Here is a 25974-nt window from a genome sequence, read left to right on the forward strand (position 1 = left end):
TAGCAGCACGATAAAATTCTCTATGTGACCTATGTTCCTATGTGGTCAATTCATTCTGAGTATAGCAAAGACCGCGAAGCAGCTACGAAGTAAATCTCCATTCCACGAGTTTCTAAACTAAGATGCTTCGTGCCTCAGCATGACAAATTTGTTAGCGTTATTAATTTTTTTTATCTTCCTGTGTATGCAATCCATCAGGTTTTGGCATCCTTAGTATAAATATGAAGTCAACCCCTAAACCCTAAACATGAAAAAACACAAACTATCCCTATTATCAATTGCCATTTCTATCCTTGCCTTAAGCAGTTGCACCCAACAAAAAGAGTTTAAAGACCAAATGGACGAAAAAAAAACCATCTGCTACATTGCTATAGATAAAACAGATACCGCTTGGCTTAAAGTAGATACCACCAAGAAACAAGTCTTAGGCGAACTAGAATTTAACTATCACAACGAAAAACACTTTGTAGGTACCATCAAAGGTGAAGTTAAAGGCGATACCTTAAAAGGACATTACGTTTTTAAAGTAAACAAGGCCGATAAATGGTACAGAAACCCAATAGCCCTGTTAAAAAAAGAAAACACCCTAACCATGGGTGTTGGCGATATAAGAGTAATGTGGGGCGCGGTATACTTTAACCAGAATGTACCCATAGATTACGATAAGGGCAGGTTTGTTTTCGAACAAGCAGCCTGCATCATCAAAACAAGCAGTGCTCAATAATTGTACTAGCTACTCACATTTTGTGGGCTTTGTGATGCTCATATCAACAGCAATGCTATTTTTGATATTGTTTAGGGTTTAATTTTAAAAGCCCTAAACAATATCGGCCTATTAAGGTTTAACAATAATGAGAGCTAAAGCCTACCCAGTACAAGAAGACGCCATCAAAGTACCCCGCTTTGAAGAAAGCGCAGGCTATTATACCACCAAACAACGGAGCAAGACCATGTCTAAGATCAGGGGTAAAAATAGTTTGCCAGAGCTCCTGTTAAGAAAAGCACTTTGGGCACAACACATTCGTTTTCAGGATCCATAAAAAAGACCTGCCCGGCAGGCCAGATCTGGTGATCGATAAATACAAACTGGCCATATTTGTAGATGGCGATTTTTGGCATGGCTACAACTGGCAGCAACGCAAGCCAAAAACCAATACTACCTTTTGGGTGGCCAAGATCGAGCGCAACCAACAACGGGATCAATTTGTAAATGAGCAGCTACAAGCCATGGGCTTTACCGTAATGCGCTTTTGGGAGCACGAGGTAAAGCAGAACCTAAAAGCCTGCGTAAACCAAGTGCTTTTATATGTAGAAGCAGCAAGGGTAGCTAAGGTGCCGGCTAAAGAATAGTCCTTAACCTATAACTGGGCTAAGCATCACTATTGATCGCTTTTTATTTCCTTAACCATCAATTTAGCCTGTTTTAACCAATCCTTTTCTTTCGTTTCAAAAGTAGAGTACGATGTATAGGTGTCAAAATCAAGTGTTTCTGCCTTGCTGTTAAAAGGCCCACAAACGCCAACGTACGTTTTTTTCACCCCTTCTTCCGTATAAGAAAAATCAAAAACATAATAAGTTTGCTGCCCCTCTTTAATGTTGCCCAAAAGTTTGATTCTTCCGGATAGGCATACTCCTCATCAAGGTAATTATAGAGCAGCAATTTGGCAAACTCCTCATGCTTTCTGTATTTTAAAGGTATGGTGGCCAATTTGCCCACTTTGTTAAAGGCGTACATAATGTTGTAACGGCTGCTCAAACTATCCAACTGTGCACTTAACAATTGTGGATCTAGGCTAAGGCCAGCTACTATCCTTGTGGCAAAAGCGGTGGTGCGCAAATAAGGCACAGAATCTAAAGCAATGATCTTATTGGTATAAGTATCTGTTAATTGGGGCAGGTTAAGCGTAGGCAAAATGTTCAGGTAGCTATACACAGTTGATGGATATTCATCTGCTTTGATCAACACGATGTCGTCTTCCAGGTCTTTCATCATGTTTTTGCTGATCAGCTCTTTTTTGCTTTCGATCAATGCCTTGTAAGGCGTACCGTCCATGTTTACCATTTGACTGATGATACCGAGCAACGAAGACCTGTATTCCTGTACCTGCATTAATTTAAGCACTTGGTCTATGTGGGTGCTGGTATAACTCACCGAATCTCTTAATGGCGTAAATAAAGGCCAATAGTTTTTGAGTTTAAACGTGGGTGCCGTTGTTAGCGCTTTAAAATACCAATCGTAACTGGTGCTGTCTATTTTAGGTAGCACGCTCAAAATATTGCTCTGTATAAGGTCGGCCCCTTTGTTATCCTGATATAGCTTTTTCAAAAAATCAGGCGTTTGCTTATCGTTTATATCATTTAATAACTCCAATAAACTAGCCCTTGTACCAGTACTGGTGGTATCATCTGTATATTTATGGTTTAATGCTGCGTAAATAGTAGGTAGCTCCTCCTTGTCAAAAGTATAATAAGAAAGCGCACCATGTGCCGCCTTATAGGTTTCGGGATCTTCACTCAACAGGTCGGCTGTAATCAGTTTGGCCTTAGAGCTGGTCATATCAAAAGTAGCTGCCTGTTCCTTTACTTCGGTTAAGTTAAAGAACCGTTGCGCCGCCTCACTTTCTATCTCTTCCTTAGTGGCAATCAAAAACTGGTAATAGAAAAAGCCTTGATTAAACCATATCCTTGTTTTTCTCGTACTGCCAGAGAGCGTATCTACAGCAACCATCTCTTTACCCGTAATGGTACCCAGCTTAAAATCTGTAGCAATAACCTTTGCCGCGCTGTGCTGCGGTTTTAGCTTTTCGATCAAAACGCCCATCAAAGTATCTATGTTCTTACTCTTAAAATATTTGCTTACGGTAGATCTGGCAACTACATAAGAAGCGCCCGTGTTGCCATTAAGGGCAGTGTGCACCATTTCATCACTTAAAAAAGAACTATGTTTGTCATCCTCTGTTTCGCCTTCCTCTTTTTCTGTTTTTGCCAATGTAGGCTGCGATGGCATTATAAAAGTGGTATGGCCTATGGCATAACTTACCTTGCCGGCACTTTGGTAAGGATCAAACTTAAATGAACTAAAAAACTGGTCGGTCTTTGTTGGCTTGCTGGTACCGTTCATGTTCTGCCTTAACAAAAGATAGGTACGGTTGCCCCTTATAAAAATCTGTACTTCTATATAAGAACCGTTGCTTATCATTTCGTAAGACCGCCCCTCATAACCATCCTTTGCAATTACCTTTGGTTGCCCAATAATTTGGCCCTTTTTGGTAAAATCTGTAAGCATGGCATCAAAAACAACAGCTTTTTTGTCGAGGTATAGGCCCTCAGGAAAATCGTTGTACCTTACCAAGTAGTTCATCAGGTTTACCTTATCGGTAGACATGTATATGTTCAGTTTGTATGCCCCGCCGTTAACTTCGCTGGCTACATCCTGTATCATTTCTTGGGGCTGTACAGGATCTTGATAGAAAAAGCGCCTATTTTATGCTTGTAATCTATCCAGTCGCTACTGGTAATGGCCTTTGGTTCGCTTATCTGGATCGAATTAAAGAACAAGTCTATATAAGGGTCTGTTAATAGATCCAATTTATGCTCTGCCGTAAAACTGTAAAAAGTACCATTGGTGTGCAAAAGCCATGTTTTGGCATGTTTGTGCTCGCCTTTTAAGGTTACCTCGAGTATGCTTGCGCCAAACTTGTTAATGGGGTTCTTTTTAACCAGTTCCATTTTAGACAACCTCAAGTAATTTGCCAAGGCGCTATCGGCATACTGCGCAGAAGTAAAGCCCGTTAAAGGCCCGGTGTATAAAGAAGTAGAAGTGTAGATAACCCCATTTAAAGGATCATGGTAGGTTTTGATCGCAGACCTGTTACCAGCTGAACTTAGCGGTGCCGACGGAAAACTAACGCTGTAATTGGCCTGCTGATCCTGATAGGTATAACGCTGCATTTTGCCAAGGTCTACCACATAGCCTTGGCCAACAGCCGTAAAAGAAGCATCTACTGGCCTTACCGTATAACCAGCATTTTTAAATAGGGCAACTAGGCCCTCGTTACCGGTCAAAGCCGGAAAATTAAACACCCCAAATACCTGTTCTGTAGCCAGCAGTTTGCTGATTCGGTTAAACAGCTCTTTTACATTACCTGCCGATGTTTCGTCTTCTTCGTAATAATACTGTATCTTTTTCCACACCTCATCCAGATTACCGTTTTGATAAGCCGTTAATATACTTTCCATCTCTTCTTGCAGGGCATTCTGCTCATCCTCCTCAACAGCCTCAACCACATCCTCAGCACTTTCGTCAACTGCTTGGTTTTTGGTAGCGCCATCTAAAGCCAATATCTTTTTGTTCAGGGTGCGGGCAATGCCATACAAATAGGCTTTGGCGGCAGTTTGTTTAGGGTCTAGCGTGGTTAAACTATAAGTTTTGGGTAAAACGCTAGCTGTATTTGCGGAGCTTTGGTTAATAAGGTAAAATAGGTTGTTGGCAGCAGAATCTGGGTGTTCCTCTGTTACAAATGCTGTACTGGCCTCAATTGCCTTAAATACCGAATCGCTAAAATTAAAGCCTCGGCTATCCTTTAATACAAGGCTGCCAAATAAGTACGATGGTTTACTTAAACCCTTGCCGCTGATCTGCCAGAGTAGGGTATAAGGGAGTTTCTTTTGCGCAACACCATTAAAGGCTAGCAACAACAAGGTTGATGATAAGAAAAAAGCTTTAAAAAAAGAGCGATGAAGGTAGCGGGCTATCATATAAGGGTGAAATTAAAATACCGCAAGATAAGCATTTAGCCTAGCATAGGCGAAGAGAACTGTACCGATTTTGTGAGATAGCCAATGAAGAGCAGACCAACCGATAACTAGCTTGTAGAAAATTAGCCCTAAGCCATTGGTTAATGGCCTGTACCAGCAGCTATCTTTTTTAGTAAAATTGATAGGTTAGGATGCAGGAGTACCTGATAGTTCAAGTTCTTTAATGCTGGCAAGCAATTGTTGGCCCACCATTTCAATAACGCCAACAACTAGGGCATTGCCCATAAAAAAGGCCCTTTTAATATCGCTTGCGCCATCGGTATGCCCATCCGGAAACATGTTCAACCTTTCCAATTCAACAGGGGTTAACCTTCTGTAATGTCCATCGTTGGTTTTTACCACATGTTTAAAGCGCGATGCAGCTGCACCACCTTCGCCCGTAATAATGGTACGCGATGGTTCGTTCAACGGATCTGGAAATATCATGCCACCCTCGGCATAGTTATAGGTAAAGCCGGTAGCCTTGTTTACCCTTTCTTCTTTTTTGGCTCCTTTTAAGTAGGCCCATTTCTCAAAACTCTCTTCGTTAAGGAAATAACTTTTCGGTATCTCTTGATCGGCCAATAGTACCTGTCCTAAGGTCATTCTTTTACCTGAGTATTTTGGGGCAACTTTTTGTGTTACTACATTTCTGTTGATCATGTAACCTGCGTTTTCAAACGGACTAACTCCACTCAACGACACGCTAAAGTCTTCAGAAATATCGGCAAGGTCGCCATCAATATGGAAACTGTTCGTTTTCAACGCTTCGTCCCTTACCGGAAAAGCCTTGGCCATGATCCCCCTTCGGCAATCCAATCGCCTTGCTTATGGTCAAGTTGCTTGTAAATGGCTGTATCTTTAAAAAAAGCTAAAATGAAAGTCCTTCTTCTTCGTTGTGGTAGACCATATTCGGCCGCATTGATGACCCGCCATTCTACCGCATAGCCAAGATCGGCCAGCGAGGCTAAGATAATGGCAAAATCACGACCACGTTTTTTAACAGGCGATTTAAGCAAACGGTCTACATTCTCTAAAAAAACATAGCTAACAGGGTTGCCTGCGGCCATCTTGTCTTTTAAGATTCGATGGATTTCCCACCATAGTACACCCTTTTTGCCTTGTAATCCGCCAGATTGGCTTAGCGTACGCGCAACAGAATAATCTTGGCACGGAAAACCACCTACCAACATATCATGATCAGGTATATGGTTGGCCGCTACGGTGGCAATATCATTGTTAGAGTGGTGTTCGTTTCCAAACCTTTGTTCGTAAACCTTGGAGGCATCTTGGCTTTTGGTAGAAGGCTCCCATTGATTGCTCCATACCACCTCAAAACCATTGTTGCCTAATTTTTTAGTGTACCCACTTAAGGCCGATCGGCCTTGCCAGCCCTCAAGCCCAAGCCTAAAACCCCCAACCCCTGCAAACAACTCTGCTACTCTGATTTTATTTTTCATGTGGTACACTAAATATAAGCTGCTAATTTAAGAAACAGAAAGTTGCCGATCAAGCAAAAAATATAAACATTTTGGAAATCTCTTTATAATTCTTCAAAAGCTATTACATATTAAAACTTTATAAAGTTGATCTATATCTCATCAATTATTGAACTATAATGAACGGTTCTTAAATTTGTTTGTCGTCTTTGATTTCTTGTTGGGCTGCTTACCCAGCTTGAACTGTGAATGGGATACCTTGAACAGCTCCCACCATTGCTCTGAATCCTTCCACCATAGTTTGAGAAGCCTCCACCATTGCTCGGAATCCTCCCACCATCGCTTGAGAAGCTCCCACCATCACTCTGAATCCTTCCACCATTGTTCGTAATCCTCCCACCATTGTTCGGAATCCTCCCGCAATGCTTGAGTTAGTACCCTAAGCCCAATCAACTATTGACTAATGAACCGTTGATACTAATGAACCAATGATACTAATGAACAACTGAACTAATGAACCAAAAACCTAAAGGCTACTCGTCATCCCTGCTAAAAACACCCTTTCTTCCTCATTCAAGAATGGACTTAGCTTTGCGTACACATTCTCGTGATAAGTATTTAACCAATCGATATGCGCTTGTTCCAACAGTTCCTTTTTAACCAAGGTGGTATCAATAGGAGCAAGGGTTAGTGCCTCAAAAGCATAAAACTCGTTAAACTCGTTGGTTTGGTCGGCAATGGTTAACACAAGGTTTTCGATACGGATACCATGTTTGCCAGAGCGGTAAATACCGGGCTCAATAGAAGTGATCATGCCCAGTTCAATGGCAACAGGCGTAGCCGTGGCATTAAATACCTGCGGCCCTTCGTGTACATTTAAGAAATAGCCTACACCATGACCGGTGCCATGACCGTAGTTTAAGGCGTAGTCCCACATCGGTCTACGTGTAATCGCATCGATCTGGTAACCACAAGTGCCCTTCGGAAAACGGGTCTTACAACCCTCGATCATTGCCTTTAATACCAAGGTATAATCAATGCTTTCCTCTTCCGTATTGTTGCCCATAGGCAAAACACGTGTAATATCAGTAGTACCATAGCGGTACTGACCGCCAGAATCAACCAAAAACAAACCTTCTGCCTTAACTGTAACATCGCTAGCAGGTGTAGCCGCATAATGAGGCAAGGCCCCATGCGCCCTATAGCCAGTAATGGTGTTAAAGCTTTCGCCAATAAAACCATCTTGCGCAGCCCTAAAAGCCTTTAAGCGGTCGGCAGCAGAAATTTCTGTAATGGTGGTGTTATTTACATTTTCTTTAACCCATTTTAAGAACTGGGTAATGGCCACACCATCTTTGATCATGGCCGTACGTGTATTGTTGATCTCGGTTTGGTTCTTTACCGCCTTTAACAAAGTAGAAGGATTGGTATCTAAGACTCGCTGTACCGAAATGGGGATCAGTTTATAAAGCGCAAAACAATTGCGTTTAGGATCGATCAAGATTGAGCTTTCGGCAGGTAAAAAGCCAAGGTCTTTGGCGATGGTATCATAGCCCAAGATCTCTACGCCACTTTTAGCTAGGCTGGCCTTATCCTCAGCGCTAAGCTTATCGTGTTGTATATATAAAATAGCTTGGTTTTCGGCGATCAGCGCAAAGCTCAGCACTACCGGATTATAATTTACATCAGTACCCCTGATGTTGAACAACCAAGCTAAATCATCCAAAGAAGAGATCAGATGATAATCTGCCCTAAGCTGTTTCATCGCCTTTCTTACCTCGGTAAGTTTAGATTCAACAGATTGGCCAATAAACGCATCGGCAATTAAAAAGGCCGGGTTTGTAGGTAAGCCAGGTCTGTTGGTCCAGATCGGGTTTAAGTAATCCTTATGTTGGAAATTGATGCCCTTATAAGCCAATTGTTTGTGCAACAGTTCGCCCAATAAAATAGAAACCAATTTCTCGTCAAAAGCAACAGTAGCTCCCTGCGGCAACACATCGCCAAGCCATTGGATGTACTCAGGCGCATGCTGTACCTTTAGTTTAACCAACTCAAAACCGCTGCCTTGCAACTGCTCTTCCGCCTGTTCGAAATACCTCGAATCGGCCCATAGCCCCGCAAAATCTAAAGTGATGACCACGGTACTTACCGATTCCTTAAAGCCAGTGGCAAAAGAGATGCACTTGTAATGGTCGGGTAAATACTCGCTGATATGAGGGTCTGCAGAAGGGATAATGTAGGCAGCAACACCATCAGCCTTCATTTGCTCACGGATGGCATTTAGTTTTTCAGGATAAGTCATGCACAAATGTGGGAAAGAAAAGGGAAACCAAGAAATTGTTTCAATAATTTGCTACTGCAATTTTACATTTCGCTAGTTTGATTGGTTCATTCGGCATTGGTTCATTGGTGTCACTAGTTTCATTGGTGTCACTAGTTTCATTGGTTCTTGGTCTTCGACAGGCTCAGACTGACATTGTTTTATTAGTTTCATTGGTTCATTTGTCATTAGTGTCGTTGGTTCATGGTCTTTGACAGGCTCAGACTGACATTGTTTTATTGGTTCATTAGTTCATTTGTCATTATGGCAATGTACTGCTCCAAGCTTTCCAACTTTCTGACTTCCCGACTTTCCAACTCGAGACTTCCGACTCCGGACTTTCTGACTTTCCAACTAAACTTCCGACTTCCGACTTCGGACTCCGGACTCCTGACTTCGGACTCCCTACATTGGAAACAAACATTTTACGAGAATAATCACAATTAAACATGCTCAAACCAATATCTGTCCATAAAAAGTCTTATTTTAACCTGTTGATTTAAAAAGGATGCTATTTTAAGTTAATATTGAGCTGTTGCAACTAAACTATGAAAGTATTACAATTTACAATTCCAGTAGCGCACGATAATACCATCATTGTTCAAGAAGACAATATGGCCCACTTTTACCCTTACCTACACCGCCACAAAGAAGCACAGTTGATGTGGATCAAAGAAGGAGAGGGCACTTTGGTGGTAGACAACAATATGCATACTTTTAGAAAAAACGACATCTATTTGTTAGGAGCCAACCAACCACACCTTTTTAAAAGCAATGCCGAATACTTTCAAGAAGACAGTACCTTAAAGATCCAGGCCTTGATATCTTTTTTGATTCCAACGGAAAACTGGCCCCCATTTTGGCCTTGCCAGAAATGCAGTTGCTCCAATCCTTTTTACAGCAACATCAAAGTGGCTATAAGGTGCCTGCAGCCCATGCCGACAGTGTGATCCAAAAGATGCTGAGCGTGCAATATGCCAAAAACCAAGAAGTGATCGTACAGTTTCTGAACCTGCTAAACACCTTACACCAAATAGGCGACAGCGGAGCAGCCCTTTCTAATAACCGTTTATCAAGCTTTTCAGAAAGCGAGGGCATAAGGATTGGGCACATCTTCAATTACCTGATGCAACACTACGAGCGGCCCATTAGTCTAGACGAGGTTGCAGCAGAAGCCCACATGACCCCACAAGCCTTTTGCAGGTACTTTAAAAAACACACCCGACAAACCTTTGTAGAGTTTTTAAACGAACTGCGCATCAACGAAGCCTGTAAAAAACTAACCAGTGGTAAATTCGAGAACATTGCCACCGTGGTTTATACCTGTGGTTTTAACAGCGTAACCAATTTCAACAGGGTGTTTAAGGCCATCAAAGGCGAAGCCCCCAAAGCCTACCTTAACCATTATTTTAAAAACTTTAAGGTTTAAGTACTATTAATAAATTGGCATGCTAAACCCAATGCAAACCTCAACACCTTTGTCATGCTGAGCCTGTCGAAGCACCCTTAAGTGAGAACTATCTATTTAGATTCTTCGTTGCACTCAGAATGACAAAACCATCTATGTGTGCTATGTTCCTATGTGGTCAACCCCTTAACCAACTAAGCATCAACATAATTGTCATGCTGAGCCTGTCGAAGTACCCTTAAGTGAGAACCTTATCTATTTAGATTCTTCGTTGCACTCAGAATGACAAAACCGTCTATGTGGTCTATGTTCCTATGTGGTCAACACTTTAACCAACTAATCCTCAAAAAATTGTCATGCTGAGCTTGTCGAAGCATCTCCATGTAAAGAGTTCATCAACTAAATTTACCTCGTTATTGCTTCACAATCTTCATTACACCCAGCATGATAAAACACCAAGGTTAAAATCCGTTTACTATTCATTAAAACCTGTTAAAAATAGTCAATAAGCACCACCTACATTTGACCTATATAAAAAATTGAACCACAAAGTGCTCCGGCACTTTAAACAGTACATTAAAAACAGACATTTTATGAAAAACGTTGCTTGGCAAGGCGTATACCCTGCACTATTAACCCCATTTACCCCAAACGATACCATCGATTACCCCCTGTTCCAAAAAAACCTTGATGCACAACTGGCAGCAGGCGTAGACGGGATGATCATCTGCGGATCGCTGGGCGAAGCCAGTACCCTAAGCAGTACCGAAAAACTAGAACTATTGGCCTATTGCGTAAAAAGCATTAACGGCAAAGTACCCGTAATCCTTAACATTGCAGAACAGGCCACCAAAGAAGCCATTGCTATGGCCAAACAGGCCGAAGAAATAGGAGCAGACGGCTTAATGCTGCTGCCACCCTTACGCTATAAAGCAGACGACGAAGAAGCCCTAACCTTTTTCAAAAGTGTAGCAAAAGCAACCAGCCTGTCTATTATGATCTACAATAATCCGGTTGATTATGGAGTTAAAGTATCTATAGAGATGTTCGAAGAGTTGGCACAGTTCCCAAATGTACAGGCCGTAAAAGAAAGCACCAGAGATGTATCAAACGTTACCCGAATGATCAACCGATTTGGCGATCGTTTTAAGATACTATGCGGTGTAGATCCTTGGCATTTGAGTGTTTGGCATTAGGCGCACACGGTTGGGTAGCAGGTTTGGTAGATGCTTTTCCGGCAGAAACCGTAGCCATTTACCGTTTGGTAAAAGCCAACCGTTATGCAGAAGCCTTGACCATTTACCGTTGGTTCTTGCCGGTCCTAGAGTTGGATATCCATGCCAAACTGGTGCAATACATTAAATTGGCCGCCGAAGCAACAGGTATTAGCTCAGAGATCGTAAGAGCGCCAAGACTGGTGTTAAAAGGAGAAGAAAGAGCACACGTACTTAAAGTGATCAACGATGGCTTGGCCAACCGACCTCAACTGCCAGAATATTTATCGCTAACGGTAGAATTTGTTCAATAAGGCCGAACAATCGATAACAAAAAATAGCTTAATCAAATCCACCATGTATAAAGATACAAGCACCACAGCAATTGACGAAGCATTAGCAAAAGCTGTACAAGCGTACCATCAATATAAAACCTGTTCATTAAAACAACGTGCAGATTTTATGCGTGCCATAGCTGCAGAAATAGAAGCATTGGGCGATGAACTGATTGACACTGCCATGGCCGAAACCAACCTGCCACAAGCACGCCTACAAGGCGAAAGAGCACGTACCATGTTCCAGTTAACCAGTTATGCGGCCGCTGCAGAACAGGGCAATTGGCTAGAGGCCAGTATCGATACTGCTTTGCCAGAACGTACCCCACCAAAACCCGATCTGCGTAAAATGTTGGTGCCACTAGGGCCTGTAGTGGTTTTTGGTGCAAGTAACTTTCCCTTTGCCTACTCAACCGCAGGTGGCGATACCGCCTGTGCCTTTGCTGCAGGCTGCCCGGTAATTGTAAAAGCCCACCCGGCCCATGCAAAAACCTCGACCCTAATGGCCAACGCCATTTTTAGCGCAGCCAAAAAATGCAACATGCCCGATGGTATTTTTGCACATGTGTACGGCCAAGGCTTTGAAGTAGGGGCGTATCTGGCCAAACACGAAGCCGTAAAAGCAATCGGCTTTACTGGGTCTTACAGTGGGGGCAGAGCCTTGTTTGATCTGGCCAACCAACGTAAAACACCCATTCCTGTATTTGCCGAAATGGGTAGTGTTAACCCCGTATTTATATTGCCAGAAAAGTTAACCAAGGAAGCAGACCCTTTGGCCAAACAGATGGCCGCTTCGGTAACCTTGGGCATGGGCCAGTTTTGCACCAATCCGGGTTTGATCATAGCGGTTGACAGTGAAGCACTGGAAAGATTTATCCTCAACTTTAGAAGAGAGATCAAAACCTTAAGCCCAACTAAAATGCTACATCAAGGCATTGCAACCAACTATGCGCAAAAGCTAGCAACAGCATTGGCACAAAAAGGAGTGCAATTGGTAGGGCAAACAGAAGAAGAAGAACTGACTGAAGGAAAAGGACTGATCAGTATTGCCACAACAAAAGCACAAACGTTTTTAGAAAACCCTATCCTGCACCAAGAAGTTTTTGGACCTTACTCGCTCATTATCCAATGTGTAGACGAGGCCGAAATGCTGGCCGTTGCCAAAGCCATGGAAGGTCAATTGACCGCAACCCTAATGGCTACCCCAAATGATATCAGTAAGCATCAATCTTTGTTAGATTACGTACAAGACATTTGCGGACGTTTGATCTTCAACAATGTGCCAACAGGGGTAGAGGTATGTTTGGCAATGCAGCACGGTGGACCATTTCCGGCAAGTACCGATAGCCGTTTCACTTCGGTAGGGGCCGATGGATCAAACGTTTTGCCCGTCCGTTAAGCTACCAGAACTGGGACGATGAATTTTTGCCAAAAGAACTCCAAAATGCCAACCCACTAAACATCTGGCGAACCATCAACAACGAATTAACGCGCAATCAGATCCATGAAGAAAACATTTAGTTGCATAGATGCCCATACCTGTGGCAATCCAGTTAGGGTAGTTGCAGGTGGCGGACCACTGCTGTTAGGCAATAGCATGATGGAGCGTAGGCTACATTTTTTAAAAGAATACGATTGGATTCGCAAAGGTCTGATGTTCGAGCCACGTGGCCACGATATGATGAGTGGCAGTATCCTCTATCCACCCATAGACCCTGCCAACGATATAGGCGTATTATATATTGAAACAAGTGGCTGTTTGCCCATGTGCGGTCATGGCACCATAGGTACCGTAACCATTGCCATAGAAGAAGGCTTGGTGATCCCGAAAGTGCCGGGTAAACTACGCTTGGAAACCCCTGCAGGATTGGTTTTGGTAGAATATGTACAAGAAGCTGGAAAAGTAAAATCGGTTAAGCTGATCAACATCAAGTCGTTTTTAGCGGCCGAAGGTTTGACTGTAGCATGTCCAGATCTTGGCACATTAGTGGTAGATGTAGCCTACGGCGGAAACTTTTATGCCATTGTTGATCCACAACAAAACTTTAAAGGATTAGAAAACTATACCGCCGACCAATTGATCAGTTGGAGCAGAACCTGCCGTAAGCTGATGAACGAACAGTACACTTTCGTCCATCCAGAAGACAAGAACATCAACGGACTAAGTCATTTTCTTTGGGCAGGTGCAACCCTTTCGCCAACGGCAACCGCACGCAATGCTGTTTTTTATGGAGACAAGGCCATAGACCGCTCGCCATGTGGTACCGGAACATCGGCCCGTATGGCACAATGGTTTGCAAAAGGTAAGCTTAAAAAAGGAGACCGATTTATCCACGAAAGTATCATTGGCTCACAATTTATAGGTACAATAGAAGAAGAAACTACCATTAACGGACAGCCTGCAATTGTACCCGGTATAGAAGGCTGGGCAAAAGTAACAGGCTACAACACGATATTCATAGACGATGACGATCCTATGCACATGGTTTCCAAGTAATTTAATACCAAAACATTTGACGATAAGATATGCATGCTGATCAGACAAAAGGCAACATAACCATTATAGGCGCAGGTATTATTGGCCTGTGCAGTGCTTATTATTTAACCAAGGCAGGTTTTAAGGTTACCCTATTAGAGCAGGGCGATTTAGTTGACAACTGCTCTTCTGGTAATGCAGGAATGATTGTACCCAGTCATTTTGTGCCCTTGGCTGCCCCAGGTATGATCAGTAAAGGCATCAAATGGATGTTCAACAGCAAGAGTCCATTCTACGTAAAACCTTCTCTCAACCCAAAATTGATCTCTTGGGGGCTAAAATTCTGGAAACATGCCAATCAAAAACATGTAGACCACGCTGCAGAACCTTTGCGAGATTTGCATCTACTGAGCAAACAACTGTATGATGAACTGGCTCAAGAACCCGACTTGGATTTTGGTCTGGAGAAAAAGGGTATTTTGATGTTGTATAAAACACAAGCAGCAGCTGAAGAAGAAATCCATTTGGCTTTAAAAGCTCAAAGCTTGGGCCTAGATGTAGCTGTTTTAAATGCAGGTGCGGCACAAAAACTAGAGCCAGATACAGCTTTGGATGTGTTAGGCGCAATACACTATCGTTGCGATGCGCACTTAAGCCCAAGTACACTGGTTAAGCAATTGATTTCCAATCTTAAAAACAAGGGAGTCGAGATCATTACCAACTGTAAAGTAAATGGTTTTGAGACCCAAAATGCTAAGATAACCGAAATCCATACCACACATGGTACATTTAAAAGCGACTTAACGGTAATGACTGGTGGGGCTTGGTTGCCCGAACTTGCACAAAAAGCGGGTTTAACTATTCCTGTGATGCCAGGTAAGGGCTATTCCTTTATGGTAGAGTCCTTATCATAAGATCCATCACCCTTCGCTATTGTTAGAAGCAAGAGTGGCCGTAACCCCTATGGATGGACAGGTACGCTTTGGAGGCACGATGGAAATTGCACCGATCAACCACCATGTTAACATGAATAGGGTACAGGGAATTGTCAATTCCATTCCGCAATACTATCCAGATTACCACGTAGCCGTGCCGAATATTAAAAAGATATGGTATGGTTTCAGGCCATGTTCGCCAGATGGTTTGCCCTACATCGGTTATAGCCAAAAAATAAGCAATCTAATTATAGCTGGCGGACACGGAATGATGGGCGTAAGCTTGGCACCTGTTACCGGAAAATTGGTTGCCGAACTTGCTGCTGGTACTAAATTGTCTATCCAGATTGATTGCTATCGACCTGATCGTTTTAATTAAAAATATATAATCTATAGAAATAGTAGTCTTTATTTAAAATATTGTTATTTTTGGAAAGTTTTGTGTTTCATTTCAAAATTTCCAGATCATGCAGGTACAATTAAATCAGACTCCTAAAACATTTCTTCCGCATTGCGCCGTACAAACCCAAGATATCATTCTGCTGCACGGCCTATTTGGTAATTTGAGCAATTGGAAAAACGTAACCAATAGATTTGCCGATCCAACATAAGATCTGGACACCAGAGCTACCGCTGTTCAGTAAGGTTGTAGGACAGGGTTTAGATAGGTTGGTATTATTTTTAGAACAATACATCGAAAAGAACCACATTGCTAAACCAGTGTTGATTGGCAACTCTCTAGGTGGACATGTAGCCTTGCTCTACACTTTAAAACACCCAGACAAGGTAGATAGGCTAGTATTGACTGGAAGCTCTGGCTTGTACGAAAATACTTTTGGAGGCTCTTTTCCAAGAGTAAAGGATTACCAGTACATCAGAACCAAAATAGAAGATGTTTTTGATAGGAAAGAAGTTGTAGACGAAGAAATGGTGGCTCATGTATTCGGAATCGTACAACAGAAGCTAAAGGTCCTGTCTATTATTGGCCTTGCCCGAGATGCCCAAAGACAGAATCTCAAAGATTTTTTGCCCTTGATCGAATCTCCCTGTATTGTTGATCTGGGGTTTACAGGATGTGGTAACTCCGCCAGCTGTGGCTGAGCAATTTCATCGGTTGTTGCCCAACGCCACCTTACATTACATTAACCAATGTGGGCATGCGCCTATGATGGAACAACCCGAATTGTTTAACCATCACGTCAACAACTTTTTAAGCGCATAACATGGATCAGATCAATTACCTGGCCTTTGCTATTCCAGCTTTCTTTTTGTTTTTATATCTAGAATATGCATTGGCCGTTCGCCTCAAAAAAACGGACGTGTTCAAGTACGAGAGCTCAGTCTCTAACGTAAGCATAGGCATTGCAGAACGATTGTTGAACCTCTTCATTGCTGCAAGTTTTTACGAGCTCTTCAACTACATCTATATCCATTATGCCCTTTTCGATATTTCCAATGCATGGTGGGTATGGGTATTGCTCCTATTGGCCACAGACTTTGTCTGGTATTGGTATCATCGCTTGGGACATCAGGTTAATTTTTTATGGGCGGCACACATCGTACACCACCAGAGCGAAGAATTTAACCTAAGCGTATCGGCAAGGATCACTACTTTTCAGGCCCTGATCCGAAATGTTTTCTGGTGTATTTTGCCCTTTGTGGGTTTCCATCCGGTGATGGTGGTGGTGATCTTAACCGTGCATGGCGCTTATTCTTTCTTTACCCATACCCAGATGATCGGTAAACTAGGTTGGTTAGAAAAGGTACTCATTACACCCTCATTACATGGCGTACATCATGCCAGCGACGAAAAATACCTTGATAAAAACTATGGCGATGTATTTGTGTTCTGGGACAAGCTGTTCGGCACCTTTCAACAAGAAGAAGAAGCTCCCCGATATGGGCTAACACATCCTATCAAAAGTTATAGTTTTTTATGGCAGCACTTTCATTATTATTTTGAACTGGCCGAAGCCTGCAAAAGAGAAAAGGGGCTAAAAAACAAATGGAAAGTTGTTTTTGGTAGTCCAGCTTTATTAGATCAAGACATTAGGCCCATTTTGGAAAAGCGGTTTTTACAGCACAAATCTATTGATCGCTATCGGTTCAAATTCAAAAAATACCTCAATGGCCAATTGGTTATCTGTATCATTTTATTAACTTTTACCACAGCCTTTTTCAGTTACTTTCAGATCATAGATAAATGGGTGGTATCGGTTTTTGTATTACTTACCCTGATCAATTGTGGCGCATTGCTAGAGCAGCGAAAATGGATCTATTATTTAGAATGTTTAAGGTTGATGCTCGTAGTGGCCTATGTCTTTTACCAATTTGACCTGTTGAGCCTGATTTTTATTCCGCTGATCATCTTGATCATGCTAGAGCGTACCTTCTCTCTAAGTAGGGTTTACCGCAATTATGTGCTTCAGTACGAAAAAATAGAATAATTAGGCTTGGATTGTTGGAGATAGATGATCAAACCGATTACGGAATAGGTAAAAACCTAAACCAGAAGTCATAATGATCAAAACCCACACATAATCATCAAGCGGGCACAATTGAGTGTAATTGTTTTTAACTCCACAAGAACCATTAACAATACAGTTCCTCAAAGTAGCAGGAGACGTAGCAGGGTAGGGAATCCATTGACAACCAGCAGCTAAGGCTACAGCAGGAGAGGTATTGAAATTTTCGACTGTTTGCCCATTACAGGTAGTAGTGGTGCCTTTGCTAGATGTATAAACTACAGTACCCGCACTGCCAGGGCCATAAACAATTACACAACCATTTTGTGCATAAGCTGTCAAACCTGTTGAGCATAAGGCAAAAACCATCAGGAATAAGTAGAATGCTCGCATAACAAATACATATAGTACTTAAATATAACAAATAATTTAATCAATGTAATATTATCGATACTAATTGAGGTCGAAAATAATTTGGGCGCTAACTCAATGTTAAGCTTCCGTATTTCATAAATCTTTTATTAGCTTTGTTGGTATATGTTATCTAAGAAAACAAAATATGCTATAAAAGCACTGGTGGTTTTAGGAAGGAACCTAACGCAACCGCCCATGCAGATTGCCCGTATTGCGGAAGAAGAACATATTCCCAAAAAATTTCTTGAACAGATCTTGCTAGACTTGCGCAATGCAGGCTACTTATATAGCAAAAAAGGAGCGGGAGGGGGCTATAGTCTCAATAAAAACCCAGAAGACATTTACTTGGTAGATATTTTAAGGATCACCGACGGACCTATTGCAATGTTACCCTGTGCAAGTATCAAGTTTTACCACAAATGTGAAGAATGCCACGATGAGGTTACCTGTGGTATCCGCAAAGCTTTTATCAAAGTTAGAGATGCCAGTTTGCAGATTTTAAGCGAAACCAGCATTGCCCACATCATCGAAAGCGAGAAAACAGCTTCATCTATCTTATAAAACCCTTTGATTTTAAGCGCGTTTTAGGCTTTTAAAATTTCTTATCAAAATAAATACTACTAATTCTATGGATTTTATATATTTGCTGATCCATAGCCAATAACTTATTTAGATAAGTGGTTTGGCAAAGACGGAAATATCGCCTATAAAAAACAGACCCAATGCAGAGTTTCAGAACTGAGTTAGAAAATCCGATAGTAGAAAAAGACATTATCGATCTAGAGCAAAAGATCAATGACTTCCGTTCTGGCAAGATCCACGAAGAACGTTTCAGAAGCCTACGTTTGGCACGAGGTGTATATGGGCAGCGCCAACCAGGCGTACAAATGATCCGCATTAAGCTCCCTTTTGGTAAGGTTACCTTTAAGCAGTTGCTGCGTATCGCAGACATAGCCGACGAGTATGCCAGCGGAAACCTGCACCTTACTACCCGTCAGGATATCCAGATCCACTACGTAAGCTTAGATCGGACTCCTGAGCTTTGGGCCAAATTAGAGCTGGACGATATTACCTTAAGAGAGGCCTGTGGCAATACCGTTCGTAACGTCACCTCTTCTCCAAATGCAGGTATTGATCCAGAAGAACCCTTTGATGTTTCGCCCTATGCACAGGCAGTATTTGCTTATTTTTTGCGTAATCCCATCTGTCAAGAAATGGGGAGGAAGATTAAAATCTCTTTTTCATCAAGCGATAAAGACACAGCCTATAGTTATATCCACGATTTGGGGTTCATCCCTAAGATCAATGCCAATGGCGAACGTGGTTTTAAAGTGCTATTTGCTGGTGGACTAGGTGCTCAACCTTTTTTGGCCACTGCAGTACATGATTTTTTACCAGAAAACCAATTGATCCCATTTACCGAATCGGTACTGAGGGTTTTTGACCGTTATGGCGAACGGAACAACAGAAACAAAGCCAGATTGAAATACCTGGTTCAGAAACTGGGTATTGACGAGGTGTTAAGATTGATCGACGAAGAACGGACAGCAAATAAAGTCAAAACCTTTAAAATAGAGCTACATACCGTTCCACAACCCGCTTTGCCCATTCAGCAGGTTTATCCCACTGTCATACTCGCAAATGAAACCCATTACAAACATTGGTTGGCTACCAATACGATAGCGCAAAAGCAAAAAGGATATTATGGCGTATATGTAAAGATACAGGTTGGCGACATCAAAACTGATCAGGCCAGAGCCTTTGTAAAAGCGGTTGAACCTTATGTTGCCGACGAGATCAGGATCACCCAAAACCAAGGACTGTTGTTGAAATTTGTACCAGAAAATGCTTTACCTTCTTTGTACCAAGCCTTAGCGAACATTGGCTTTGCAAATGCTGGCTTTGATAGCTTGGCCGACATCACCACCTGCCCAGGCACAGATACCTGTAACCTAGGCATCGCCAACAGCATGACCTTAGCCGAAGTATTGGAAGAGGTAGTGTATGAGGATTTTCCAGAGTTCATCTACGAAAAAAACATCAAGATCAAGATCAGTGGCTGCATGAACTCTTGTGGACAACATGGTCTGGCTGAAATTGGTTTCCATGGCAGTTCTGTAAAGGCAGAGGGTAAAGTAGTGCCAGCCGTACAAGTAATGTTGGGTGGTGGTACAGTTGGCAATGGGGTGGGCAGGGTGGCAGAGCGTGTGATCAAAGTGCCAACCAAAAGAGCAACGCAGGTTTTACACCTGTTGTTGAATGATTTTAAAGCCAATCATTTACCAGAAGAAAACTTTCACCAGTACTACGATAGGTTAGGCAAAGACCATTTTTATCAACTGCTCAAACCCTTGTCAGATTTGACCAACCTCAAAACCACAGAGTTTGTAGACTGGGGCCATGAAGAAACCTTTGAAACGGCCATTGGCGTAGGCGAATGTGCTGGCGTTGTAATAGACTTGGTAGCCACCCTTTTGTTAGAAGCAGAAGACAAACTGACCTGGGCAAGCGAAGCATTGAAAAATAAGGCCTATGCCGATGCCATCTACCACGCCTACAGTGTTTTTGTAAATGCTGCCAAATCTTTGTTGTTGGATAAAAGTATCAATAGCAGCACACAGGCAGGTGTAATCAAAGAGTTTGATCATCACTTTGTAGCAACAGGAGAATTCAACTTCGGTACAAGTTTTTCAGAGCTGGTGTTGCAGATCAATAAAAACGAACCCTCACAGCAGTTTGCCATCCAATACTTCGGAGAAGCCACACAATTTTTAAACCAGATCAAAGCCAATAGGGCATTAGAAATCGCATGAGTTTAGCACAACATACACATAAAGAACCAAAAATTACACTTTTAGGAGCCGGTCCTGGAGATCCAGAATTGTTGACCCTCAAAGGTGTAAATGCCCTAAAAACAGCCGATGTAGTATTGTACGACGCTTTGATAAATGAAGCCTTGTTGATCCATGCCCCTTTTAATGCCATTAAGGTATATGTGGGTAAACGCTCTGGTGAACATTCGTTCGAGCAACTGGCTATTAACCAACTGATGGTCGATTATGCTTTAAACTATGGCCATGTGGTGCGTTTAAAGGGTGGCGACCCCTTTGTTTTTGGCAGAGGATATGAAGAACTGGCCTATGCAGATTCGTACAATATTCCAGTTACGGTAATCCCTGGGATATCAAGTTCAATTGGAGTACCAGGCCTACAGCAGATTCCGGTTACCCATCGCGGTTTGAGCGAAAGTTTTTGGGTAATTACCGGAACAACTTCAAACGGAGAAATTTCTGAAGACCTCTATCAAGCCAGCCGATCAAGTGCAACCGTAATCGTTTTAATGGGTCTGAACAAATTGGACCAAATTGTAGCGCTCTTTAAAGCCGCTGGCAAACAGGACCTGCCTGCTGCGGTGGTACAAAATGGCTCTTCGGCCGATGAAAAATTGGTAGTTGGTAAAGTAGCCACCATTTTAGCTATCGTCAAAAAAGAAAAGATCAAAGCACCAGCATTGTTGGTATTTGGAGAAGTGGTGTCATTACATCCATCATTTAAAACCTTAGTCCAATCTTATGCTTCCATCGCCTGAGCTACAATATAACGAGCGGCCTTTGGCCAATGAAGCCAAAGGAAACCAACTGTTTCCGGTTTTTATCAAACTGAACCAGTTGCGTACCTTGTTGGTTGGTGGGGGTAAGGTGGGGATAGAAAAACTAAATGCCATTCTCAATAATAGCCAACTGGCTAATGTTACTGTAATTGCAGAAACCATTGCTCCAGAAATTGAGCAGCTGAAAAAGACGTATCCTCATTTAAAACTGAAGCAGAGAAGCTTTGAAGCAGCAGATCTATCAGCCATAGATATTGTTTTCGTGGCCACAAATGATCCTATCGTAAACGAAAAGATAAGAACCGAAGCACACCATAGAAGATTATTGGTCAACGTAGCCGATTGAGCCAGACCTTTGCGATTTTTACTTAAGCTCCATTGTTAAAAAAGGTGATTTAAAGATTGCGATCTCTACCAATGGAAAATCGCCAACCATGGCCAAACGCCTCAAAGAGATCTTAAACGAAGGTTTACCTGCACAATTGGATAACTCTTTACAACAATTAAATGTACTGCGCCAATCTTTAAATGGCGATTTTGCAGCCAAGGTCAAAAAACTAAATCAGGTTACGGCCAGTTTGGTGGCGCCAAAAAAGAGCTTTGTAGAAACCAATATCAAATGGCTGATCTGGTTGTCGGTTGTACTTTTTATAGCCTCGGTAGGGTTAACCTTATGGAATACTGAACCCGAATTTCAGTCTTTTTTGATCAGTATCGATCCGTTATTCTATTGGTTTTTAGGCGCAGGATTTGTATTTGCCATGGTTGATGGTGCAATTGGGATGTCGTATGGCGTAACATCGGCCTCCTTCTCTTTGGCCATGGGCCTACCACCCGCATCGGCTAGTATGGCCATCCACATTTCGGAAGTTTTGAGCAATGGTATAGCTGGTTGGATGCATTACCGGATGGGCAATGTCAATTGGAAGCTCTTCAAGTTATTGATCATCCCTGCAATAATTGGGGCCATTATAGGAGCTTATCTTTTGTCGTCGTTAGAACATTATAGCCAATATACTAAGCCCTTGGTTGCCATTTATACCCTAGTGTTGGGAGCGGTAATCTTAATGAAAGCCTTTAACATCAAAAGAAAAAGAACAGGGCAAAAGATCAAAAAAATTGGAACACTGGGCTTTTTTGGGGGATTTATAGATGCGGCTTTTGGCGGTGGATGGGGCTCTATCGTTCTGTCTAGTCTAATTGCTGGAGGTCGCCATCCTTTGTTTTCTTTGGGTACGGTTAAGATCAGTAGGTTTTTTATCGCCACCTTAAGCTCACTTACCTTTTTTACCATGTTAGGCGGTAGGTACTGGGAAGCCGTAGTAGGTTTGATCATTGGCAGTGCCTTAGCTGCGCCAATTGCGGCACGGGTGTCTAATAAGATATCGGCAAAAACGATCATGGTAGCTGTAGGCATCATTGTGATGGTCGTTAGCCTAAGAAGCGTAGTCTTGTTTATTTTAAAGTTGATATAGCGCGATGGATGTACTAGCAGAATTAAAAGAAGAATTAAGCGGATTAAGCGTGGTTGAAAAGCTCTGGTTCTTGGCACGTAAGTATCCAGATCAAATTGTTTTTAGTACCAGTTTTGGTTTAGAAGACCAAGTAGTTACTCAATTGATCTTTGCCAACAAGATACCCATTAAGGTTTTCACGCTAGAAACCGGGCGATTGTTTCCAGAAACCTATTATGTATGGAACAGGACTTTGGAAATCTATCAACAACCGATCCATGCCTATTATCCGCAAACGGAGCTGTTGCAAGAAATGGTTAACACCAAAGGGCCCAATAGTTTTTACGAATCGGTAGCAAATAGGAAACAATGCTGTCACATCCGCAAGATTGAGCCCTTAAAAAGAGCATTGGCGGGTCAGCAGATCTGGATTACAGGCATTAGGGCTGAACAAAGTACAAATAGAGAAGAAATGACAGGTACTAGAATGGGACGAAGGTAACCAATTGGTGAAGTTCCATCCACTATTTGATTGGAGTTTGGAAACCGTGAGGCAATACATTGCGGCAAACAACATTGTTTACAATACTTTACACGACAAGGGTTTTCCGAGCATTGGTTGTGCACCCTGTACACGAGCCGTACAGCCTGGAGAAGATTTTAGGGCAGGAAGATGGTGGTGGGAAGACCAAAGCAAAAAAGAATGTGGGCTGCACAGTACCACAGAAAATATAAAGGTTGAAGGCTAAAGTCTTCAAGTAGTTTTTAGAACTACAACAATTGATACGATTTTAAATGTAATACCTTTTAAGGTTGCAATATGAGTACATACAATTTAGATTATTTAGATGAATTAGAGGCCGAGGCCATCCACATTCTACGTGAGGTGGCGGGGCAGTTTGAAAAACCAGCCTTACTTTTTTCTGGTGGAAAAGATTCGATCACCTTGGTAAGGTTGGCCGAAAAAGCATTTAGGCCAGGTAAATTTCCCTTTCCGTTGGTACACATAGATACAGGTCACAATTTTGAAGAAACCATTCAATACCGCGACCAGATGATTGAAAGAATTGGCGAAAAACTGATCATTGGCTCGGTACAACAATCAATTGACGAAGGAAAAGTGGTAGAGCAGAAGGGTAAAAATGCAAGTAGAAATGCTTTACAGACCGTTACCCTGTTGGATACGATTTTAGCCAATGGTTTTGATGCCTGTATCGGTGGAGCAAGAAGAGACGAAGAAAAGGCCCGTGCCAAAGAACGCATCTTTTCTGTAAGGGATGAGTTTGGGCAATGGGATCCTAAAAGGCAACGTCCCGAGCTCTGGAATACTTATAATGGTAAAATCCACAAAGGAGAAAATGTAAGGGTATTTCCAATCAGTAATTGGACTGAACTCGATGTTTGGAATTATATCCGCAGAGAAAACATTGCTTTACCAAGTATCTATTTTGCACATCAGCGCGATTGTATCACCAGAAATGGGCAGTTGATGGCGGCGTCACCATTTCTAAATATGGATGACGAAGATGTGGTGGTGCGCAAAAAAGTGCGTTTCCGTACTGTTGGCGATATGTCTTGTACCGCCGCAGTAGAATCTAATGCAGATCTGATCGACGATATTATCCAGAGATCAGCGAATCAAAAATCTCAGAACGAGGCGCCCGCATGGACGATAAGGTTTCTGAAGCGGCTATGGAAGACCGAAAAAAAGGGGGCTATTTTTAAGAGCGTTGAGTATGGAGATGTGAGGTTTGAGAACCTTACATCTGTCTAATATCTCAAATCTCTTATCTCAAATCTAATAAATATGAACATATTAAAATTTTTTACCGCAGGCAGCGTAGACGATGGCAAAAGTACGCTCATTGGCCGCTTGTTATACGATACAGATTCTATTTTGGCAGATCAGTTGGAAGCTTTGCAAAATGCCAACCGAAAAAACGATGATGGAACCATAGACCTGGCCATTTTAACAGATGGTTTAAGGGCAGAACGGGAGCAGGGCATTACCATTGATGTGGCCTATAAATACTTCCAAACGGCCAAACGAAAATTCATCATTGCAGATACGCCCGGACATATCCAATACACAAGGAACATGGTTACAGGCGCATCTACGGCAAATCTGGCCATCATTTTGATCGATGCCAGAAATGGGGTGGTAGAGCAGACCATCCGCCATTCGTACTTGGTTGCTTTGTTGGGGATCAAACACATAGTAGTTTGCGTTAACAAAATGGATATGGTAGCGTATAGCGAAACCGTTTTTGCAGCCATCATCGAAAAATACAAAGCACTGGCCCAACAACTGGACTTGCAAGATGTAACCTATATTCCAGTTAGCGCCTTAAAGGGTGACAACATTGTTCAGCCTTCTGAGCAAATGGATTGGTATGAGGGCGAAAGTCTGTTGCATTTTCTCGAACAGGTAGATACCGATACCCAAGACCAGACCGCACAAACAAGGATGCCTGTGCAATGGGTAATCAGGCCACAAACTGATCAGCTTCACGATTATAGAGGCTATGCCGGAAGGATTTTAAGTGGTGCTTTTAAGTTGAACGATCAAGTTACTGTGCTGCCATCGGGCCATACGTCTACCATCAGTAGGATAGAGTTTTTTAATCAGGAACTTCAAGAAGCCTTGGCAGGACAATCGGTTACCATTCACTTAAAAGACAATATCGATATCAGTCGTGGCGATACTTTGGTCAATTCTTCGGCCTTGCCAAACGAATCAAAATTGATCGAGGCAGACTTGTGTTGGATGGATGCCCGAGCCTTAGATACTTCTTTGACTTACCTGATCCAACATAACAGTAAAACCACACGTTGTAAGATTGATGAAGTGATCTACAAGGTCGACATCAATACCTTAGAAAAACATGGCGCAACAGATTTTAAATTGAATGATATTGGTAGGGTAGTGCTAAAAACGGCCGATGCCTTAGCATTTGACTTCTACAAAGAAAATAGGGCCAATGGTTCTGCCATTTTGATTGACAGTCGAACTAATTTAACGGTAGGGGCATTGATGTTCAGGGCAGCGGTAGCTTAATTAACTTATTGATTTACAGTGTTTTTATTGGCAATAAATAACAATTAAA

The 25974-nt window shown here is 42.3% G+C and carries 26 protein-coding genes and 3 pseudogenes; 22 read left to right on the forward strand and 7 right to left on the reverse strand.

From position 1 onward, the window contains the following. The first annotated feature begins 247 nt into the window (after positions 1–247). The 3 genes from ACFJIZ_RS01970 to ACFJIZ_RS01980 all read left to right on the forward strand — a co-directional run bounded on the left by ACFJIZ_RS01970 (position 248) and on the right by ACFJIZ_RS01980 (position 1350). The gene (locus ACFJIZ_RS01970; protein WP_379090185.1) at positions 248–724 is read left to right on the forward strand and encodes a hypothetical protein; all 477 of its coding nucleotides are present in this window, start codon (positions 248–250) and stop codon (positions 722–724) included. A gap of 127 nt (positions 725–851) precedes the next feature. Next, positions 852–1040, forward strand: a complete 189-nt coding sequence (locus tag ACFJIZ_RS01975; RefSeq protein WP_379090187.1) for a hypothetical protein — start codon at positions 852–854, stop codon at positions 1038–1040. Between the two features lie 28 nt (positions 1041–1068). Continuing rightward, complete coding sequence (locus ACFJIZ_RS01980) at positions 1069–1350, forward strand: DUF559 domain-containing protein (protein WP_379090189.1); 282 nt, start codon at positions 1069–1071, stop codon at positions 1348–1350. A gap of 29 nt (positions 1351–1379) precedes the next feature. On the opposite strand, the gene ACFJIZ_RS01985 is transcribed toward ACFJIZ_RS01980, so the two are convergent. From ACFJIZ_RS01985 to ACFJIZ_RS02010, 6 genes are all read right to left on the reverse strand, one after another. Continuing rightward, positions 1380–1538, reverse strand: a complete 159-nt coding sequence (locus ACFJIZ_RS01985) for a hypothetical protein (protein ID WP_379090191.1) — start codon at positions 1536–1538, stop codon at positions 1380–1382. Next, positions 1535–3442, reverse strand: a complete 1908-nt coding sequence (locus ACFJIZ_RS01990) for a hypothetical protein (RefSeq protein ID WP_379090193.1) — start codon at positions 3440–3442, stop codon at positions 1535–1537. The genes ACFJIZ_RS01985 and ACFJIZ_RS01990 overlap by 4 nt, the downstream gene beginning before the upstream one ends. Then, positions 3439–4758, reverse strand: a complete 1320-nt coding sequence (locus ACFJIZ_RS01995; protein ID WP_379090195.1) for a TraB/GumN family protein — start codon at positions 4756–4758, stop codon at positions 3439–3441. Before ACFJIZ_RS01995 ends, ACFJIZ_RS01990 begins: the two co-directional genes overlap by 4 nt. 186 nt (positions 4759–4944) lie before the next feature. Continuing rightward, a complete protein-coding gene (locus tag ACFJIZ_RS02000) occupies positions 4945–5595 on the reverse strand; it encodes a DNA cytosine methyltransferase (protein WP_379090197.1) in 651 nt (216 codons plus the stop codon). Beyond that, on the reverse strand, positions 5574–6257 hold the full coding sequence (locus ACFJIZ_RS02005; RefSeq protein ID WP_379090199.1) for a DNA cytosine methyltransferase: 684 nt from the start codon (positions 6255–6257) through the stop codon (positions 5574–5576). The genes ACFJIZ_RS02000 and ACFJIZ_RS02005 overlap by 22 nt, the downstream gene beginning before the upstream one ends. Before the next feature lie 505 nt (positions 6258–6762). Then, entirely contained in the window at positions 6763–8538 is a 1776-nt protein-coding gene (locus ACFJIZ_RS02010) for an aminopeptidase P family N-terminal domain-containing protein (protein WP_379090201.1), read from the reverse strand. Positions 8539–9104: 566 nt separating this feature from the next. On the opposite strand from ACFJIZ_RS02010, the gene ACFJIZ_RS02015 reads away from it, so the two are divergent. From ACFJIZ_RS02015 to ACFJIZ_RS02065, 11 genes and pseudogenes are all read left to right on the forward strand, one after another. Further along, on the forward strand, positions 9105–9506 hold the full coding sequence (locus ACFJIZ_RS02015) for an AraC family ligand binding domain-containing protein (protein WP_379090203.1): 402 nt from the start codon (positions 9105–9107) through the stop codon (positions 9504–9506). After that, positions 9431–9985, forward strand: coding sequence for a helix-turn-helix domain-containing protein (locus ACFJIZ_RS02020; protein WP_379090205.1), 555 nt, complete (start codon positions 9431–9433; stop codon positions 9983–9985). The genes ACFJIZ_RS02015 and ACFJIZ_RS02020 overlap by 76 nt, the downstream gene beginning before the upstream one ends. A 572-nt stretch (positions 9986–10557) precedes the next feature. Further along, a pseudogene (locus ACFJIZ_RS02025) lies at positions 10558–11492 on the forward strand (dihydrodipicolinate synthase family protein). 43 nt (positions 11493–11535) lie between these two features. Continuing rightward, complete coding sequence (locus tag ACFJIZ_RS02030) at positions 11536–12912, forward strand: aldehyde dehydrogenase (NADP(+)) (protein WP_379090207.1); 1377 nt, start codon at positions 11536–11538, stop codon at positions 12910–12912. Positions 12913–13017: 105 nt separating this feature from the next. Beyond that, the gene (locus tag ACFJIZ_RS02035) at positions 13018–14010 is read left to right on the forward strand and encodes a 4-hydroxyproline epimerase (protein ID WP_379090209.1); all 993 of its coding nucleotides are present in this window, start codon (positions 13018–13020) and stop codon (positions 14008–14010) included. Positions 14011–14039: 29 nt separating this feature from the next. Then, the gene (locus ACFJIZ_RS02040; RefSeq protein WP_379090211.1) at positions 14040–14903 is read left to right on the forward strand and encodes an NAD(P)/FAD-dependent oxidoreductase; all 864 of its coding nucleotides are present in this window, start codon (positions 14040–14042) and stop codon (positions 14901–14903) included. Between the two features lie 19 nt (positions 14904–14922). Further along, complete coding sequence (locus ACFJIZ_RS02045) at positions 14923–15303, forward strand: NAD(P)/FAD-dependent oxidoreductase (protein ID WP_379090212.1); 381 nt, start codon at positions 14923–14925, stop codon at positions 15301–15303. Positions 15304–15391: 88 nt separating this feature from the next. Then, positions 15392–15535 (forward strand): hypothetical protein, encoded by a 144-nt coding sequence (locus tag ACFJIZ_RS02050; protein WP_379090214.1) that lies wholly within the window; start codon positions 15392–15394, stop codon positions 15533–15535. Continuing rightward, positions 15519–16025, forward strand: a complete 507-nt coding sequence (locus tag ACFJIZ_RS02055; RefSeq protein ID WP_379090216.1) for an alpha/beta fold hydrolase — start codon at positions 15519–15521, stop codon at positions 16023–16025. The genes ACFJIZ_RS02050 and ACFJIZ_RS02055 overlap by 17 nt, the downstream gene beginning before the upstream one ends. Then, the gene (locus tag ACFJIZ_RS02060; protein WP_379090218.1) at positions 16018–16146 is read left to right on the forward strand and encodes an alpha/beta fold hydrolase; all 129 of its coding nucleotides are present in this window, start codon (positions 16018–16020) and stop codon (positions 16144–16146) included. Before ACFJIZ_RS02055 ends, ACFJIZ_RS02060 begins: the two co-directional genes overlap by 8 nt. 1 nt (position 16147) lies before the next feature. Further along, positions 16148–17371: a sterol desaturase family protein gene (locus ACFJIZ_RS02065; protein WP_379090220.1), complete on the forward strand. Its 1224-nt coding sequence runs from the start codon at positions 16148–16150 to the stop codon at positions 17369–17371. Here the strand turns inward: ACFJIZ_RS02065 and ACFJIZ_RS02070 are convergent, their stop codons facing one another. Further along, entirely contained in the window at positions 17372–17782 is a 411-nt protein-coding gene (locus tag ACFJIZ_RS02070; RefSeq protein ID WP_379090222.1) for a hypothetical protein, read from the reverse strand. It lies immediately after the preceding gene. 144 nt (positions 17783–17926) lie between these two features. Here ACFJIZ_RS02070 and ACFJIZ_RS02075 point away from each other — a divergent pair, with 144 nt between their 5' ends. The 8 genes and pseudogenes from ACFJIZ_RS02075 to ACFJIZ_RS02110 all read left to right on the forward strand — a co-directional run bounded on the left by ACFJIZ_RS02075 (position 17927) and on the right by ACFJIZ_RS02110 (position 25925). After that, entirely contained in the window at positions 17927–18364 is a 438-nt protein-coding gene (locus tag ACFJIZ_RS02075) for an RrF2 family transcriptional regulator (protein WP_379090224.1), read from the forward strand. A 161-nt stretch (positions 18365–18525) separates the two neighbouring features. Continuing rightward, positions 18526–20616: a HEPN domain-containing protein gene (locus ACFJIZ_RS02080; protein ID WP_379090226.1), complete on the forward strand. Its 2091-nt coding sequence runs from the start codon at positions 18526–18528 to the stop codon at positions 20614–20616. After that, positions 20613–21392 (forward strand): uroporphyrinogen-III C-methyltransferase, encoded by a 780-nt coding sequence (cobA, locus tag ACFJIZ_RS02085; RefSeq protein ID WP_379090228.1) that lies wholly within the window; start codon positions 20613–20615, stop codon positions 21390–21392. Before ACFJIZ_RS02080 ends, cobA begins: the two co-directional genes overlap by 4 nt. Beyond that, positions 21376–21759: a bifunctional precorrin-2 dehydrogenase/sirohydrochlorin ferrochelatase gene (locus ACFJIZ_RS02090; RefSeq protein WP_379090230.1), complete on the forward strand. Its 384-nt coding sequence runs from the start codon at positions 21376–21378 to the stop codon at positions 21757–21759. The genes cobA and ACFJIZ_RS02090 overlap by 17 nt, the downstream gene beginning before the upstream one ends. Positions 21760–21847: 88 nt before the next feature. Beyond that, complete coding sequence (locus ACFJIZ_RS02095) at positions 21848–22888, forward strand: sulfite exporter TauE/SafE family protein (protein WP_379090232.1); 1041 nt, start codon at positions 21848–21850, stop codon at positions 22886–22888. Between the two features lie 4 nt (positions 22889–22892). Further along, positions 22893–23616, forward strand: a pseudogene (locus ACFJIZ_RS02100) (phosphoadenylyl-sulfate reductase). Positions 23617–23687: 71 nt separating this feature from the next. Then, positions 23688–24592 (forward strand): annotated as a pseudogene (gene cysD / locus ACFJIZ_RS02105) (sulfate adenylyltransferase subunit CysD). A gap of 82 nt (positions 24593–24674) precedes the next feature. Beyond that, positions 24675–25925 (forward strand): sulfate adenylyltransferase subunit 1, encoded by a 1251-nt coding sequence (locus tag ACFJIZ_RS02110; protein WP_379090234.1) that lies wholly within the window; start codon positions 24675–24677, stop codon positions 25923–25925. Positions 25926–25974 lie beyond the last annotated feature (49 nt).

Origin of the sequence: Pedobacter sp. UC225_65, from assembly GCF_042698365.1 — a bacterium.
GTDB lineage: Bacteria > Bacteroidota > Bacteroidia > Sphingobacteriales > Sphingobacteriaceae > Pedobacter.